At 59.6% G+C, this 14,733-nt stretch carries 13 protein-coding genes; 9 read left to right on the top strand and 4 right to left on the bottom strand.

Translation table 11 applies throughout. From position 1 onward, the window contains the following. Positions 1 to 291 precede the first annotated feature (291 nt). On the top strand, positions 292 to 3,117 hold the full coding sequence (locus B5P46_RS30485) for an ATP-binding protein (protein ID WP_245456330.1): 2,826 nt from the start codon (positions 292 to 294) through the stop codon (positions 3,115 to 3,117). Positions 3,118 to 3,128: 11 nt separating this feature from the next. Here the strand turns inward: B5P46_RS30485 and B5P46_RS30480 are convergent, their stop codons facing one another. After that, complete coding sequence (locus tag B5P46_RS30480; RefSeq protein WP_245456328.1) at positions 3,129 to 4,343, bottom strand: MFS transporter; 1,215 nt, start codon at positions 4,341 to 4,343, stop codon at positions 3,129 to 3,131. 180 nt (positions 4,344 to 4,523) lie between these two features. Between B5P46_RS30480 and B5P46_RS30475 the strand changes: the two genes are divergently transcribed. The 4 genes from B5P46_RS30475 to B5P46_RS30460 all read left to right on the top strand — a co-directional run bounded on the left by B5P46_RS30475 (position 4,524) and on the right by B5P46_RS30460 (position 7,793). Then, positions 4,524 to 5,378: a VOC family protein gene (locus tag B5P46_RS30475; RefSeq protein WP_129421987.1), complete on the top strand. Its 855-nt coding sequence runs from the start codon at positions 4,524 to 4,526 to the stop codon at positions 5,376 to 5,378. A 92-nt stretch (positions 5,379 to 5,470) separates the two neighbouring features. After that, positions 5,471 to 5,899 (top strand): putative quinol monooxygenase, encoded by a 429-nt coding sequence (locus B5P46_RS30470; protein WP_114431353.1) that lies wholly within the window; start codon positions 5,471 to 5,473, stop codon positions 5,897 to 5,899. Positions 5,900 to 6,023: 124 nt separating this feature from the next. Then, positions 6,024 to 6,743: an SDR family NAD(P)-dependent oxidoreductase gene (locus tag B5P46_RS30465; protein WP_114431352.1), complete on the top strand. Its 720-nt coding sequence runs from the start codon at positions 6,024 to 6,026 to the stop codon at positions 6,741 to 6,743. A 408-nt stretch (positions 6,744 to 7,151) separates the two neighbouring features. After that, positions 7,152 to 7,793, top strand: coding sequence for a LysE family translocator (locus B5P46_RS30460; RefSeq protein WP_011653872.1), 642 nt, complete (start codon positions 7,152 to 7,154; stop codon positions 7,791 to 7,793). A 26-nt stretch (positions 7,794 to 7,819) separates the two neighbouring features. Here B5P46_RS30460 and B5P46_RS30455 read toward each other — a convergent pair whose 3' ends face one another. Continuing rightward, entirely contained in the window at positions 7,820 to 8,251 is a 432-nt protein-coding gene (locus B5P46_RS30455; protein WP_129421986.1) for a hypothetical protein, read from the bottom strand. Positions 8,252 to 8,479: 228 nt separating this feature from the next. Between B5P46_RS30455 and B5P46_RS30450 the strand changes: the two genes are divergently transcribed. The 4 genes from B5P46_RS30450 (at position 8,480) to ppa (ending at position 14,013) form a co-directional block, all read left to right on the top strand. Then, positions 8,480 to 10,567 carry a M3 family metallopeptidase gene (locus tag B5P46_RS30450; protein ID WP_129421985.1) on the top strand — a complete coding sequence of 696 codons (2,088 nt, stop codon included), beginning with the start codon at positions 8,480 to 8,482 and terminating at the stop codon, positions 10,565 to 10,567. 157 nt (positions 10,568 to 10,724) lie between these two features. Beyond that, positions 10,725 to 12,545, top strand: coding sequence for a translational GTPase TypA (gene typA, locus B5P46_RS30445; RefSeq protein ID WP_129421984.1), 1,821 nt, complete (start codon positions 10,725 to 10,727; stop codon positions 12,543 to 12,545). A 215-nt stretch (positions 12,546 to 12,760) separates the two neighbouring features. Then, the gene (locus B5P46_RS30440; RefSeq protein ID WP_003543622.1) at positions 12,761 to 13,267 is read left to right on the top strand and encodes a GNAT family N-acetyltransferase; all 507 of its coding nucleotides are present in this window, start codon (positions 12,761 to 12,763) and stop codon (positions 13,265 to 13,267) included. A gap of 209 nt (positions 13,268 to 13,476) precedes the next feature. Beyond that, complete coding sequence (gene ppa / locus B5P46_RS30435; RefSeq protein WP_112906684.1) at positions 13,477 to 14,013, top strand: inorganic diphosphatase; 537 nt, start codon at positions 13,477 to 13,479, stop codon at positions 14,011 to 14,013. A gap of 4 nt (positions 14,014 to 14,017) precedes the next feature. Here ppa and B5P46_RS30430 read toward each other — a convergent pair whose 3' ends face one another. Continuing rightward, entirely contained in the window at positions 14,018 to 14,329 is a 312-nt protein-coding gene (locus B5P46_RS30430) for a DUF167 domain-containing protein (protein WP_129421983.1), read from the bottom strand. Continuing rightward, on the bottom strand, positions 14,326 to 14,655 hold the full coding sequence (locus tag B5P46_RS30425) for a YggT family protein (RefSeq protein ID WP_129421982.1): 330 nt from the start codon (positions 14,653 to 14,655) through the stop codon (positions 14,326 to 14,328). The genes B5P46_RS30430 and B5P46_RS30425 overlap by 4 nt, the downstream gene beginning before the upstream one ends. Positions 14,656 to 14,733: the final 78 nt, after the last annotated feature.

Below are 14,733 nucleotides of genomic sequence, written 5' to 3'. Positions count from 1 at the left end.
TGAGCTCTGGCCTGATGGCATGGGGACTTGTACCTTCGGTGCTTCAAGAAGACATTCAGCATTGCTGCCACAGGCCCCGGAGCGGACCCCGCAGCCTGCACGTCGGCTGCTCTTGTCGATCGATCTGCGATGTATTTCACATGTGATATTGGTTATTGTCCTGGGGCTGTGAGCGGTTTCATTAAGCGATCGTTCACGTATTCAGAAGCCTGTGCGTTTGCGTCCGGAGATTCGGCCGTGCTTTCATATTCCTTTGGTCCGTATGTGCTTGTGCCAGAGCGGCAGTCGCTGATGCGTGATCAAACGACCGTTCGTGTCGGTAGCCGCGCGCTCGAAATTTTGGCAGCGCTGATCGAGCGTCCGGGCGAACTGGTGGGCAAGGCTGAGCTTGTGTCGCGCGCCTGGCCGGATACCTTCGTCGAGGAAAGCAATCTGAAGGTGAACGTTGCAGCTCTTCGTCGGGCGCTCGGCGATGCTCCGGACGGCACGCAATACATAGCGACAGTGAGCGGTCGGGGCTATCGTTTCGTCTTTCCCGTAAGTGTTTCCGGGCAGAGTGACGCTTCCGCGACGGCGAGGTCTCAGGATGCCCGTGCGCATAACCTGCCGGTTCCAACAACCCGTTTAGTGGGAAGAGACCATTCTGTTGATGCGATCCGCCGCACTCTTGAGGCATCGCGCCTCCTGACGATCGTTGGCCCGGGTGGCGTTGGCAAGACGAGGCTGGCTCTCGCAATCGCTGGTCGACTGACCGCGGCCTTTGAGCATGGAGTATGGTTCGTTGATCTGGCGGCCGTGAACGACGCAACGCTCGTACCGACGTCGATCGCAACGGCGATGGGGTTGAGGGTCCACTCGGCAAACATCAAGGCGGCGATCGCCGCCTTCGCGGCCGACCGGGAGTTCATGCTTGTCCTCGACAATTGTGAACATGTTATCGAATCGGTGGCCGCCTGCACAGAAACGTTGCTGGCCGCTGCAGCAAGGGTGCGTATTCTCGCCACAAGCCGCGAACCGATACGGGTTCCCGGGGAGCAGGTCTATCGCCTGCCGCCGCTCGATGCACCGCCCGAGATGTCCAGACTGTCCGCGGCCGAGGCTTTGACGTTCCCTGCAGTCGAGCTCTTCGTCGAGCGCGCAGCCGGAAGTTGCGACGATTTCATGCTCAACGACGGGAATGCGCCGGTCGTGGCCGAGATCTGCCGCAGGCTCGACGGGTTGGCCCTTGCGATCGAACTCGCCGCGCCTCGACTGGATGCGTTCAGCGCAAGCGAGCTTCTTGGTTTTCTTGCCGAACAATCTCATGTGCTGAGCGATAGGCGGTGCGGCGACTCCCGTCACCACACCTTGGCAGCGACGCTGGGCTGGAGTTATGGCCTGCTCGCCGAGCCTGAACGCGTTCTGCTGCGACGCCTCTCGGTTTTTGCCGGCGCCTTCAGTATCGAATCCGCCTGCGCCGTAGCGGTCGACAGGGGGCGCGCCCGCTCCGATTGCATTCACGCCGTCGCGAACCTCGTTGCGAAATCGCTTGTGTCGACAGAACGAGGAGAATTCGGGACGCAGTATAGATTGCTCGATACAACCCGCACATACGTGCAGCAGAAACTGGCCGAAAGCGGCGAAGACGACAGCCTGCGCCATCGCCACGCCGAACACCTCCTCGAACTCGCCAAACGCGCCGAGGCCGAATGGAAAATCCGACCGACGGCCCACTGGCTCGCCGACTATGGGCGAAAGATGGATGATATCCGCAGTGCCTTGCGCTGGGCGCTTTCCGGGAACCGCAATGCTGCCCTCGGCGTGGCGCTCACGGTCGCCGCTCTCCCGTTCTGGGAACATCTTTCACTCATGGAGGAGTGCCGCGCGGCGGTGGAAATCGCGCTCAGCAGCCGCTTCACAAAACTTCGAAATGCAGGTGACGATATGAAGCTGCAGTTTGCATATGGCACGGCGCTGCTTCACACCCGCGGCCCGCTGCTGGAGGTCCAGGCAGCTTGGACCAAAGCGCTGGGCTGCGCAGAGTCGCTCCGCGACACCGACTACCGGCTCAGATGCCTCTGGGGATTGTGCGACTATTTCACATGGACGGGCGACCATCGCTCGGCCCTTGCGATGGCGGAAAAGTTCAGAGTGCTGGCAACGGATCGTGGCGACGTCGATGCCCGCAATAATGTCGACAGGCAGACGGGAACCGCTCTGCGGTACCTGGGCGAGCTTGCTGAGGCGCAGCGTCACCTCGAACGAATGATCGCCCGATACATTCCTCCTGTGGCTCGCTCGGACATCGCGCGGTTTCAGTTGGACCCGCGATCGGCGGCGCGTGGAACTCTTGCGAACGTCACCTGGCTGCAGGGGCATCCAGAAAAGGCGGTTGCCATGGCGCAGCGTCAATTGGAAGAGGCGCGGGCGGCGCAGCACGCCCTCGCGCTCTGCAATGCCGTGGTCCACACGACCTGCCCCATCGCGCTACTGACGGGAGACCTCGCCGCCGCGGAGCGCCTGCTTGTCGGCATCGAAGCACATGTCGCGGAACACGCGATGACAGTTTGGAGTGCCATGAGCCGATGCCTACGCGCGGAGTGGCTCCTGCAGAGTGGCGATGCATCGGGACTGCCAATGTTGAGAAGCGCGCTCGATGAGCTTCTTGCGGTGCATTTCCGCATGCGGTGCCCATTCTACATGGGCATTTATGCTGCGGCTCTGGGAACGCGTGGAGACGTTGATGCAGGGAGAACCGCCATCGACGAGGCAATCGCACTTTCGGCATCAACTGGCGAGACTTGGTGCATGCCGGAACTGTTGCGCATAAAGGCGGATTTGTTGAGCAAGGAAAGCACCCACCGGACGGCAGAAGCCGCCGAAGCACTTTATATGCAAGCACTCGATCTGGCGCGGCGCCAGGGCGCGCTGTCATGGGAACTGCGGGCAGCAACGGCTCTGGCCGATCATTGGCTTCGGACGGATCAAGGCGCAAAGGCTGCCGGAGTTCTGGCGCCGGTCTACCGACGTTTCAAAGACGGGTTCGCCACCTGCGATCTTCTCAAGGCGCGCACGCTTCTCAATGGTTTGGGAGACGCCGGCAAGAGACGCGTTGCCACCGCCTCCTACGCTCCGTAGCGGTAACACATCTAGTCCCGAGCAGTAAGCGATCGCGTTCGACGATCCAGGATCAGCAACACCGGTGCGATCACGGCAATGCCTGCAAAGATCGAGAAGGCCTTGAAATAGCTGGCGCCATCGGCCGCTGCGATATGTAGCAAGGCCGGTCCGAGACCTGCGCCAAACGTCAAAGCCATGTAATTGATCCCGAAGAGCTTGCCGAAGCTTCGCATCCCGAAGCGTTTCGCCAGAAGATAGCCGATCGCGTCGCCCTCCGCTCCAGTGGCGAGGCCGAAAAAGACGGCGCTGACATAGACCGGGATCAGGCCATCGGAATTCAACAGAACAAGATGGCCGACAACGGGTGACAGAAAGGCCAGGCTGGTCAATGGGACGGGAGGAAATCGATCAAGCAAGGCCCCGAAACCGAGACGCATGACAATGAAGGACACACCCACAAAGCTCATGACCAAGGCCGCCGTTGCCGGATCGGCTCCGCGATCCGCTAGCACGACAGGGAGTGAGATAGACCCGGCCGCAGCGGCGAAGTAGTTGAGAAAGAACGCGCCCAGCATCAACCAGAAGCTTGCCGTTTCCACCGCTTGGCGAACAGTGTGGCCCTCGCCCCCTGCGCGGTCGGGTCGCTGAAGCACGGGTGGATCACGAATAACGAAAAGCGCGACGGGAAGCGTGACCGCCATCGATATCAGACCGGCTGCCATGAAGGCAAAGCGCCAGCCCCACTCGGAAATCAGGAATGCAAGGAACGGAGGAACCGTTGCGATCCCAAGCCCCACGAAGGAAAGCATGACACCCAGTGCGAGACCGCGTCGCGCGGAGAACCATCCGACCACCACATAGGTGTAGGGCACGCCGGTCTGCGCGGCACCCACAAGGCTTGCCACGGCGACGGCCACGATGAATGTGGTCAGATTCTGCGATGCAATTCCGACCCCGATCAGGCCGATCGCCATCGACACGGATGATACGGCAAGCACCCGGCGCGGACCGAACCGATCCGTCAACGCCCCTACTACAGGCGACATAAGACCGTTTACGATGGCTATCGGTGCGACGACCGCCGCCACCACGGTCCGATCCCAGCCGGTATCCGCGGTGATTGGCACGATGAAAACGCTAAAGCCATAGATCAGCACGATCCCGATGCTGAAATACATCCCCGCGCCGGACCCCAGCACGATTGCAATCCGTCTGGCCCGCCCCGCTGTCGTGTCCATTTCCATGTGAACCCTTGTTGGCGCCGGTCGGGGGCCGCAGTCCGCTTGCAGCAAGACACCAGGTTGTCGGCATCGTGCTTAGCGGATCGCTGCTCGATTCACCAAATTTCACCGATCTTAACGCCCCTCGCAAGTGCTGGAGCGCTAATATTCGGGCAGTCACCCCCCGAACAACAGGAGGCATCGATGTCTCGCGAGCAAAGACCAGATAACCAACCGGACGACCCGAAGCGCCGCGCCATCCTTCGCGCCGCCGGAGGAGTTGCGATCGGCGGAATTACCGGTGCCCTCTCGGTCAACGCAACTGCGTCCGCGCAAGAAACGTCCGTCGCAACCCGCGATTCAAATTCGCTCGGTGCCCGGCTCCAGGGCGTACAGCATTTCGGCTTGACCGTGCAGAACATGGAACGCGCGTTCGAATTTTACACGGCCGTACTCGGTGGGACCGAAGTCTTTCGCCATGGAGACTTTCAAGGCGACGCCGTGCAGAACACGCTGCTTGCCGACCAGGAAATCTTGGCCAATCAGCTCGGCGTCAATCCGCGGACAATCGGCGTGCCCGATCTGAGGGGCGGCGCTCAACGGCTCGATGTGCGATTCATCCAGTTCGACAACGTCGTGATCGAACTCCTGCAGTATCGCGATGCCGACCAACCGATGGGCGGCCCCAAGGCTTTCGCTGAACCCGTGGAGCACATGAGCCCGGCATTTCCCCGCATGATGCACATCTGCTTCTACGTCCGGGACGATGTCGACTTCAACCAGTTCATCGCCGATCTCGAGGCGGAGTCCGCGCAGCGCGGCATGACGCAGGTGCGGGCAAATCGCATCATACGTGTTTCGACTGAAGACGAACGAAAGGAGGCCCCCCAGAGCGCCAACACCAATAAGGTGACCGTTGCGCCATCGGACGGCTGGGAACTGATCTATTGCAAGGGGCCGGAGGGGGAGCAACTAGAATTCGTGAAGGCGCTTGGACCCGTGAAAAAGCGGTTTGCCGATGCATTGGCGGCGCATCTGCAACTTGCAAGCGCGAAGTAAGCGCAAAAGGCATCAGCATCACTTTGCAAGCCAGCACCCGGATTTGGCCAGCGGGCCATCTTACCGCGCTTGGCAAGATAAGGAGAAACGACATGATCACAACGCTGCGGCTGCAGGCTTCGGCTATTCTGCTCGGGGGCCTGCTCGCGGGACCCGTTCTCCAAACGGAAGCGCTCGCACAGGAAGGCCCGGCCCAGGGCTATGCCAAAATTGCAAGCGGGGCCTATTCGGTTGTTGCCGAGGTCCGTGCCAAACCGGGCAAGGAGGCCGAACTACGGGCCGTCACGCTTCCTCTCATTGACCTTGTCCGCAGCGATCCCGCAAACCTCGTCTATTTTCTTCAGGAGAATCGTGAGATCCCCGGACACTTCATCTTCTACGAGATATTCGCCAACGAAGCCGACTTTGAGGCTCATAACGCCATGCCATATGTGAAGGAGTGGTTTGCCAAGCTGCCCGAACTCGCCGATGGCGGAGTGAAAGTGATGCGAATGCAGATCCTCGCGCCGGCTGGCGACTAGCACACTTCCCACGAAACTAGACGTCGGCGAACGAGGGCCATCGCGGATTGCTCGGAGAAGAACACGCCGCGCCGCAGGCGCCGCTTTTGCACACGACACCATCAAGCCAAGAAGGAGCTGCGAGATGAGACTCAAGGGCAAGGTTGCATTGGTCACAGGAGCCGCAGGTGGTATCGGTTTCGCAGTCGCGGATCTGTTCAATAGCGAGGGCGCCATCGTCGTCGCCGGCGACATCAAGCCGTCCGAAAAACTATATCCCGACGCAGTCGAAGCAATGACGCTTGATGTGACCAGCGAAGAGCAATGGGCAACGGTCGTTGCCGCGATCGTCAGGAAACATGGCCGACTTGACGTGCTTGTAAACAATGCCGGCATTATCGCCTACGAGCCGCTCGACAAGCTGGAGATGAAGGACTGGCTGAAGATGATCGCCGTCGACCAGACTGGTGTCTTCCTCGGCATGCGGGAAGCAATTCGCGTCATGCGCAAGCAGCAAGCAGGTTCGATCGTCAACATCTCCTCGATCTGGGGCAGTGCAGCGGTTGCGGGTGCGCATTCCTACCATGCCGCCAAAGGTGCTGTCCGCAACATGTCGAAAAACGCGGCGATGACGTACGTATCCGACGGGATCCGGGTCAACTCCGTGCATCCGGGCTTCGTACACACGCCGCTGACGGATGCACAGGCGCCAGAGCTCAATGAAGCTGTCATCGCGGCAACCCCGATGAAGCGCGGTGGCAGGTCGATCGAGATCGCCTATGGCTGCCTGTATCTAGCTTCCGAGGAGGCAAGCTACGTTACCGGCGTCGAGTTGAACATCGACGGCGGTTACCTTGCCCAGTAGCGCAAGAGACATGCGGGTCATCGCGGACGGCTCTGTCTTGCGAGCCGCAGAAGAAGCGGCAGCGGTGCGCCGAGATCAGTCAGACAACTTGATCCTGACCGGGATCCTTGTTCCCTCCATTTTTCGGGAGCGTCTTGGGGCAAGAGTCGGGAACGAATCCATACGCGCAGTCGTGCGCGTCAGCAGTGAATGTCTGCTTTCGATTCCGTTAGCGCAAACGCCAATGACTGGATTGAGGGCGCAAGGCCGCCATCTCTTCGACAACGAAAAAAGTCCGCTACGAGCCGAAAGCCGCCGCCAGGTAGCGCTTGCTACCTTACCTAATCCCGCATTTCATTGCAGTGCAACTACCCTTGACGGATGGCCGTGATCGCTTAGTCTGCTGTCATCATCCTCCGGAGCATTTCCATGACGCAGTCTTTGCTCTTCGGCGCCTTTCTGGCGGCGCTCTTTTACGTGCTCATTCCGGGACCCGCCTTTCTACAACTGCTCGGCATCGGCGCGGGGCAGGGCCGCAAGGCCGGCGCCCTCTTTATGATGGGGCATCTGGTCGGGGACCTCATCTGGTCGTCGCTGGCGCTGATCGCGATCGTCGGCGCAAAAACGATCGGAACCTTCGTCTTCGACCTGCTCGGCCTTGCCTGCGGTTTCTACCTCGCCTGGATCGGCTGGAGCGCCGTCAATGCCAAGCCGAAAGCGGAGGGGCAGGCGCTTGTTGTGGTCGAGCGGCCGTTTCGCCGCGGTCTGATCTTCGGCGTCACCAATCCGAAGGGTTATCCGGTGGCGCTCGCCACCTTCACCGCACTCGTTGCAGGCTCGGCCGGCGCGCTCGATTTCGAGGCGTTGCCGGTGCTGCTCGTCGTGTCGTTCGTCGGTTTCGTGACTGCCGACATCATCCTGATCGGCATCATCGGCGCCGGTACGGTGCGGCGCTTCTATCGTGCCCATGAGCGGTTGATCGTGCGCTGCTCGGGCGTGCTTTTCATGGGATTTGCCGCGCAGGCGCTCTGGCACGCAACGCCCGGCCTGCTCGGCTGGCGCAAGGCCTGACCTAGATTTTCGGCATCATGGTCCGATCAGCCATCCAGGAAATTGACGATCGATTTCAACGTCTGGACCTCATTGGGATCGCCGATCGACATGGCGATCTGCAGCTGATTCTTGTAATAGTCGAGGAAATTGAAGCTGGTGCCGTCGGTGACGCTGGAGAGATCGATGATGTTGCCGAGCGGATCGATCGCATGCATCGGTAGCGGTTCGGAGATCGCGGCGTAGGTATTCTGATCGATCAGGCCGCTGTCGAAACTCTGGCGTGCGTAATTGCGCAGCTCTCCAGGGCTGACCGCGGTGAAATCCGGGCCTTCGCCAACATCGTCTTCGATCTGGAACGAGGCCAAGGCGGGAGCTCTGGTCTCGATTTCAATATCAGAGGTCTTCGAACTTTTTGCGTTATTAGGATTGTTCTTAAAAAGCAAACTCTGAGAAGACCGCACAGAAAAAATTTCCATGGCGCATGTCCCCTTACAAGAAGAACATCAGAAAACTAGCGCCTGCGCGTGATTCGCGTCAATCGTTAACGATTGGTTAATTTTCACGTATCAATTGTTGTCCACCAGAATTGGCAGGCGCCCGCCAAATTTGGCAGGCGGGGCAAAAGGTCCTTCCCGGCAACATACCAATTCTACGACAGCCCTCCTATATTGACGATCCATCTGCATGCCAAAAGGAATTCTCCGATGCCTTCTCCACATGACTTTAATTCGGCGCTGGTGACCTGGGACGGTCTTCACGGCCTGCCGCGTTTCGATGCTGTTGATGACGGTGATTTTGCCGCCGCCTTCGAAGCCGCGCTTGCCGCGCATGAAAGGGAGATCGACGAGATCGCCGGAAACGGCGATGCGCCGACATTCGACAATACGGTCGTGGCGCTGGAGATTGCCGGCGACGCGCTGTCGCGTGTCTCCGCGCTGTTCTGGAACAAGGCGGGCGCGCATACCAATGATGTGATCCAGGCTCTGGAGCGGGAGATCTCGCCGAAGATGTCGCGCCACTATTCGAAGATCGGGATGAATGCAGCGCTTTTTGCCCGCATCGACACGCTCTGGGAGAACCGCGAGAGCCTTGGCCTGACGCTCGAACAGACACGCGTGCTGGAACGCCACTGGAAAGGCTTCGTCAAATCGGGCGCCAAGCTTGATAAGGCCGAGCAGGAAAAACTCGCGGCGATCGATGAAAAGCTTGCCGGCCTCGGGACGCAGTTCGGCCAGAACGTGCTGGCCGACGAAAAGGCCTGGGCACTGGTCCTTTCGGACAGCGCCGAGCTCGAGGGCCTGCCGGAATTCCTTCGCGACGCGATGGCGGCAGCAGCGCGCGAACGCGGCGAAGAGGGCAAATATGCGGTGACGCTGTCACGCTCGATCATCGAGCCCTTCCTCACCTTCTCGGAGCGCCGCGATCTGCGCGAGCAGGCTTTCAAGGCGTGGGTGGCGCGCGGCGAAAATGACGGTGAGACGGACAATCGCGCCGTCGTCAGGGAAACGCTGGCGCTGCGCCACCAAGTGGCGACACTGCTCGGCTACGGCAATTTCGCCGAGCTGAAGCTCGACAACACGATGGCGAAGACGGCGGATGCGGTGAACGGCCTGCTCAAGGCCGTCTGGGCGCGGGCGGTGAAACGCGCCGGCGAGGAGGAGGCCGATATTGCGGCGCTGATCACCGAGGAAGGCCGGAACCACGAGGTGATGCCCTGGGACTGGCGCCACTATGCCGAAAAGATCCGGGCGCGGAAGTTCGATTTCTCCGAGGCCGAGCTCAAGCCTTATCTGCAGCTCGAGAAGATCATCGAAGCCTGCTTCGACGTGGCCGGCCGGCTGTTCGGCATCTGGGCCGTCGAGAAGAAGGGCGTGGCCGCCTATCACCCGGATGTCAGGGTGTTCGAAATCAGGGACCGCGAGGACAAGCTCGTCGCCCTGTTCCTTGGCGATTATTTCGCCCGCAGCTCGAAACGCTCAGGCGCCTGGATGAGCTCGCTGCAATCGCAGCACAGGCTGGAGCTGAAGAACGGCCGCCACGGTGAATTGCCGATCATCTATAATGTCTGCAACTTCGCCAAGCCGGCGGAAGGCAAGCCGGCGCTGCTGTCGCTCGACGATGCCCGCACGCTATTCCACGAATTCGGCCATGCGCTTCACGGCATGCTTTCGAACGTCACCTATCCCTCGGTTGCGGGCACCGGCGTCTCGCGCGATTTCGTCGAGCTGCCGTCGCAGCTTTATGAGCACTGGCTGACGGTGCCCGATATTCTGAAGCGCTATGCCGTGCATGTCGAAACCGGCGAGCCGATGCCGCAGGCCCTGCTCGAGAAGGTGCTTGCAGCCCGCACTTTCAACGCCGGCTTCAATACGGTCGAGTTCACTTCGTCGGCACTGGTCGACATGGCGTTTCACACGAGAACAACCGTCGAAGACCCGATGGCGGTGCAGGGCGAGGTGCTGGCCGAGATCGGCATGCCGAAGTCGATCGTCATGCGCCATGCGACGCCGCACTTCCAGCACATCTTCTCCGGCGGATATTCGGCCGGCTATTACTCCTACATGTGGTCGGAGGTGCTCGACGCCGATGCCTTTGCCGCCTTCGAGGAGACGGGAGACGCCTTCAACGGAGAGATGGCGCGCAAGCTCAAAGAGAATATCTATTCCGTCGGCGGTTCGGTTGATCCGGAAGACGCCTACAAGGCGTTCCGCGGCAAGCTGCCGAGCCCGGATGCGATGCTCGTCAAAAAGGGACTTTCGACCTTCGAGCAATTGACAGGCAGCGACGCCTAAGACAATTTGATGACACGCTATGATGCGGCGGGGCGACAGCCTTGCCGCAGCTTTTGCGCGTTCCCCCCTTTCGCAACCGCAAAAAAAACTGTATGGACGCCCCAAACTAATAGGCGCGCCCTCTAGAGCGTGCGCCCCAGCCTCAGAGATTTCACATATGTCACTTCGCAATATCGCGATCATCGCGCACGTTGACCATGGCAAAACGACCCTGGTGGATGAGCTTCTCAAGCAGTCCGGCTCGTTCCGCGAAAATCAGCGTGTCGCTGAACGCGTGATGGACTCGAACGATCTCGAAAAAGAACGCGGCATCACCATTCTCGCCAAGGCGACCTCGGTGGAATGGAAGGGTGTCCGCATCAACATCGTCGACACCCCCGGCCACGCCGACTTTGGCGGTGAAGTCGAGCGCATTCTCTCGATGGTGGATGGCGCGATCGTTCTCGTCGACTCCTCTGAAGGCCCGATGCCGCAGACGAAGTTCGTTGTCTCCAAGGCGTTGAAGGTCGGTCTTCGTCCGATTGTCGCGATCAACAAGATCGACCGTCCTGATGGCCGCCACGAAGAAGTCATCAACGAAGTCTTCGATCTTTTCGCCAACCTCGACGCGACCGACGAGCAGCTCGACTTCCCGATCCTCTACGGTTCCGGTCGCGACGGCTGGATGAACGTCAATCCGGAAGGTCCGAAGGATCAGGGTCTTACGCCGCTTCTCGACCTGGTGCTCAAGCATGTTCCGGAGCCGACCGTCCACGAAGGTCCGTTCACGATGATCGGCACGATCCTCGAAGCCAACCCCTTCCTCGGCCGCATCATCACCGGCCGTATCAATTCCGGTTCCATCAAGCCGAACCAGGCCGTGAAGGTTCTCCACGCCGACGGCAAGACGATCGAAACCGGCCGTATTTCCAAGATCCTCGCCTTCCGCGGCATCGAGCGCACGGCAATCGACGAAGCGCATCAGGGCGATATTATCGCGATTGCCGGCCTTTCCAAGGGCACGGTTGCCGACACCTTCTGCGATCCTTCGATCACCGAGCCGCTGCAGGCGCAGCCGATCGATCCGCCGACTGTGACCATGTCCTTCATCGTCAACGATAGCCCGCTGGCCGGCACCGAAGGCGACAAGGTGACGAGCCGCGTCATCCGCGACCGTCTCTTCAAGGAAGCGGAAGGCAACGTCGCCCTGAAGATCGAAGAAGCCGAAGGCAAGGATTCGTTCTACGTATCCGGCCGTGGCGAACTTCAGCTCGCCGTTCTCATCGAAACCATGCGTCGCGAAGGCTTCGAGCTTGCCGTGTCGCGTCCGCGCGTCGTGATGCACAAGGATGAAAGCGGCCAGCTTCTGGAGCCGGTCGAAGAAGTCGTCATCGACGTCGACGAAGAACATTCCGGTGTCGTCGTGCAGAAGATGTCCGAGCGCAAGGCCGAAATGGTCGAGCTGCGTCCGTCGGGCGGTAACCGTCTCCGCCTGCGTTTCTACGCACCGACCCGTGGCCTGATCGGCTACCAGTCGGAGCTGCTGACGGATACGCGCGGCACGGCGATCATGAACCGCCTGTTCCACGACTATCAGCCCTACAAGGGTGTGATCGGTGGCCGCGTCAACGGCGTGCTGCTCGCCAACGCTCCCGGCGAAGCTGTCGCCTATGCGATGTTCAACTTGGAAGATCGCGGCCCGATGATCATCGAGCCGGGCGAAAAGGTCTATGCCGGCATGATCATCGGCATCCATTCGCGCGACAACGACCTTGAAGTCAACGTCCTGAAGGGCAAGCAGCTCACCAACATCCGCGCCGCCGGCAAGGACGAAGCGGTGAAGCTGACGCCGCCGATCCGCATGACGCTTGATCGCGCGCTCTCCTGGATCCAGGATGACGAGCTGATGGAAGTGACACCGAAGAATATTCGTCTGCGCAAGATGTATCTCGACGCAAACGATCGCAAGCGTTTCGAAAAGACGAAGGCGGCGCTCTGAGAGCCTAGAGCGCGTCGCAATCTTTCAGAAATCCTTAGAAACCCCGGCCTTCGCGCCGGGGTTTTTTATTGTGCGCCGCGTCGATTCCATCTTGTGACAATCGTTAAAAAAGCGTTAACTTTTGATCATCGTCCACATATCAAGTCTGTGGGCAATCGATCACAATGCCTTTGTGCATATGGTTAGTTGCCTTCGGCGGGACCAGAGTAAACGTTATGAAGACGTTGTCGATCGATGTCCGGCGGGCCGAGCCGCAAGATGCCCGAGCCATATCGGAAACACACAGGCTTGCCTGGCAACACACCTATGCGGGCATCATTCCGCATCGCGCACTGACGCAGATGATCGAGCGGCGCGGCGAAAGCTGGTGGCGCAAGGCGACGCGGGGACCCGCAACGCTGCTGGTTCTCGATGTTGCCGGAACGGTCGCCGGCTATGCGACGCTCGGCCTCAACCGCGCCCGCGCTCTGCCGCAGGAAGGCGAGATTTACGAGCTTTACCTTCGCCCCGAGTATCAGGGCATCGGCCTCGGCAGAATGCTGTTCGGCGAGGCGCGCCGGCTGTTGAAGTCGCTCGGCTGCAACGGGCTGGTCGTCTGGTGCCTCGAGGATAACGAGACCGCCAGCCACTTCTACCGCAATCATGGCGGTGTCGATTTCTGCGAAGGCATGGAAAGTTTCGACCACAGGCAATTGAAGAAGATCGGCTTCATCTGGAGCTGAACGGTCTACGCACAATTCAAAGTGCTGCAGCGCCCTTTGGTGTCCGAAAAGACGTGCGGTGCTGGAGTCAGCGGTCGCCTATCTCCTATTAGAAACTTTTGATGTGAATGTGACCCGGTGCAGTCAAGCATTGGTGCTGTGCCATGTTGCGTTGCCACATGAAACTGATTATCTGGCTGCCAGCACATTCAACCTCGCGGGAGTTTCTTATGCGCATCGACGCCATTTCAATCGGTAATAATCCACCTGAGGACGTCAACGTTATCGTCGAGGTTCCGGTCGGCGGTCATCCCATCAAGTATGAGATGGACAAGGAAGCCGGCACGCTGGTGGTCGATCGTTTCCTCTATACGCCGATGACCTATCCGGGCAATTATGGTTTCGTGCCGCACACGCTGTCGGAAGATGGCGACCCGATCGACGTCCTGATCGCCAGCACCCGCCCGCTGGTTCCCGGCTGCGTCATCAACGTGCGTCCGATCGGCGTCCTGAAGATGGAAGACAATTCCGGCAAGGACGAGAAGATCATCGCCGTGCCGTCGCCGAAGCTGACGCTGCGCTATGAGAAGGTGAAGGATTACACCGATCTTCCCGAGATCACGCTGAAGCAGATCGAGCACTTCTTCGAGCACTACAAGGATCTGGAGCCTGGCAAGTGGGTGAAGATCTTCGGCTGGGGCGACTCCAAGGAAGCCGGCGAACTCATCCTCGAAGCCGTCGAGCGCGCCAAGAAGACGAAAGGCTGATTGTTCAGCCTAAAGATATCTCGAGCTTTTTTACCAAATCCTCCGGATCGCCGTCGATCCGGAGGATTTTTTTGCGCGCGGTCTCACCCGAGACGAGACTGACGCTTGATTTGGGAACGCCAAGTGATCCGGCGACGAGCAGGATGAGGGCCTTGTTGGCCTTGCCTTTCTCGGGCACGGCGGTGACGCGAACCTTCAGATGCGGATCGCCTTCACCGTCAGCCTCGACGCCATCGATTGCGTCACGCCCGCCATTTGGCGTCAACCGTATGGCGAGGCGGACATGGTCGTCAAATTGCTTCCAGGGACGGTTCAAATGCGAACGCCGAAGAGCGGCGCGATGCTGGTGGCCAGCAGCATCCGGATGAAGAAGATTATCAACAGCAGAATGATCGGCGAAATATCAATGCCCCCGAGATTGGGCAGCAGGCGGCGGATCGGACGTAGAACAGGCTCGGTGACGTTGTACAGGAACATCCCGATCTGATTGACGAACTGGTTGTTGGAATTGATGACGTTGAATGCGAAGAGCCACGAGAAAATAGCGCTGGCAATCAAAATCCAAATATAAATTTGCAAAGCTAAATCAATGGTTGCCAACAGCGCATACATCGTCATCTCCAAATCGTTGTTGACAGACATGTAGACATTGGCGACTAAACGGGCAAGTGCCGTGTGGAAACGCGCGGTGAATCATGTTTAACGGGCGGCTTTGCAGCT

It is taken from the genome of Rhizobium leguminosarum (assembly GCF_004123835.1).
Classification (GTDB): Bacteria; Pseudomonadota; Alphaproteobacteria; order Rhizobiales; family Rhizobiaceae; genus Rhizobium; species Rhizobium leguminosarum_M.
The sequence above is the reverse complement of the archived record's forward strand: the minus strand, read 5'-3'. Positions and strand labels throughout refer to the sequence as shown.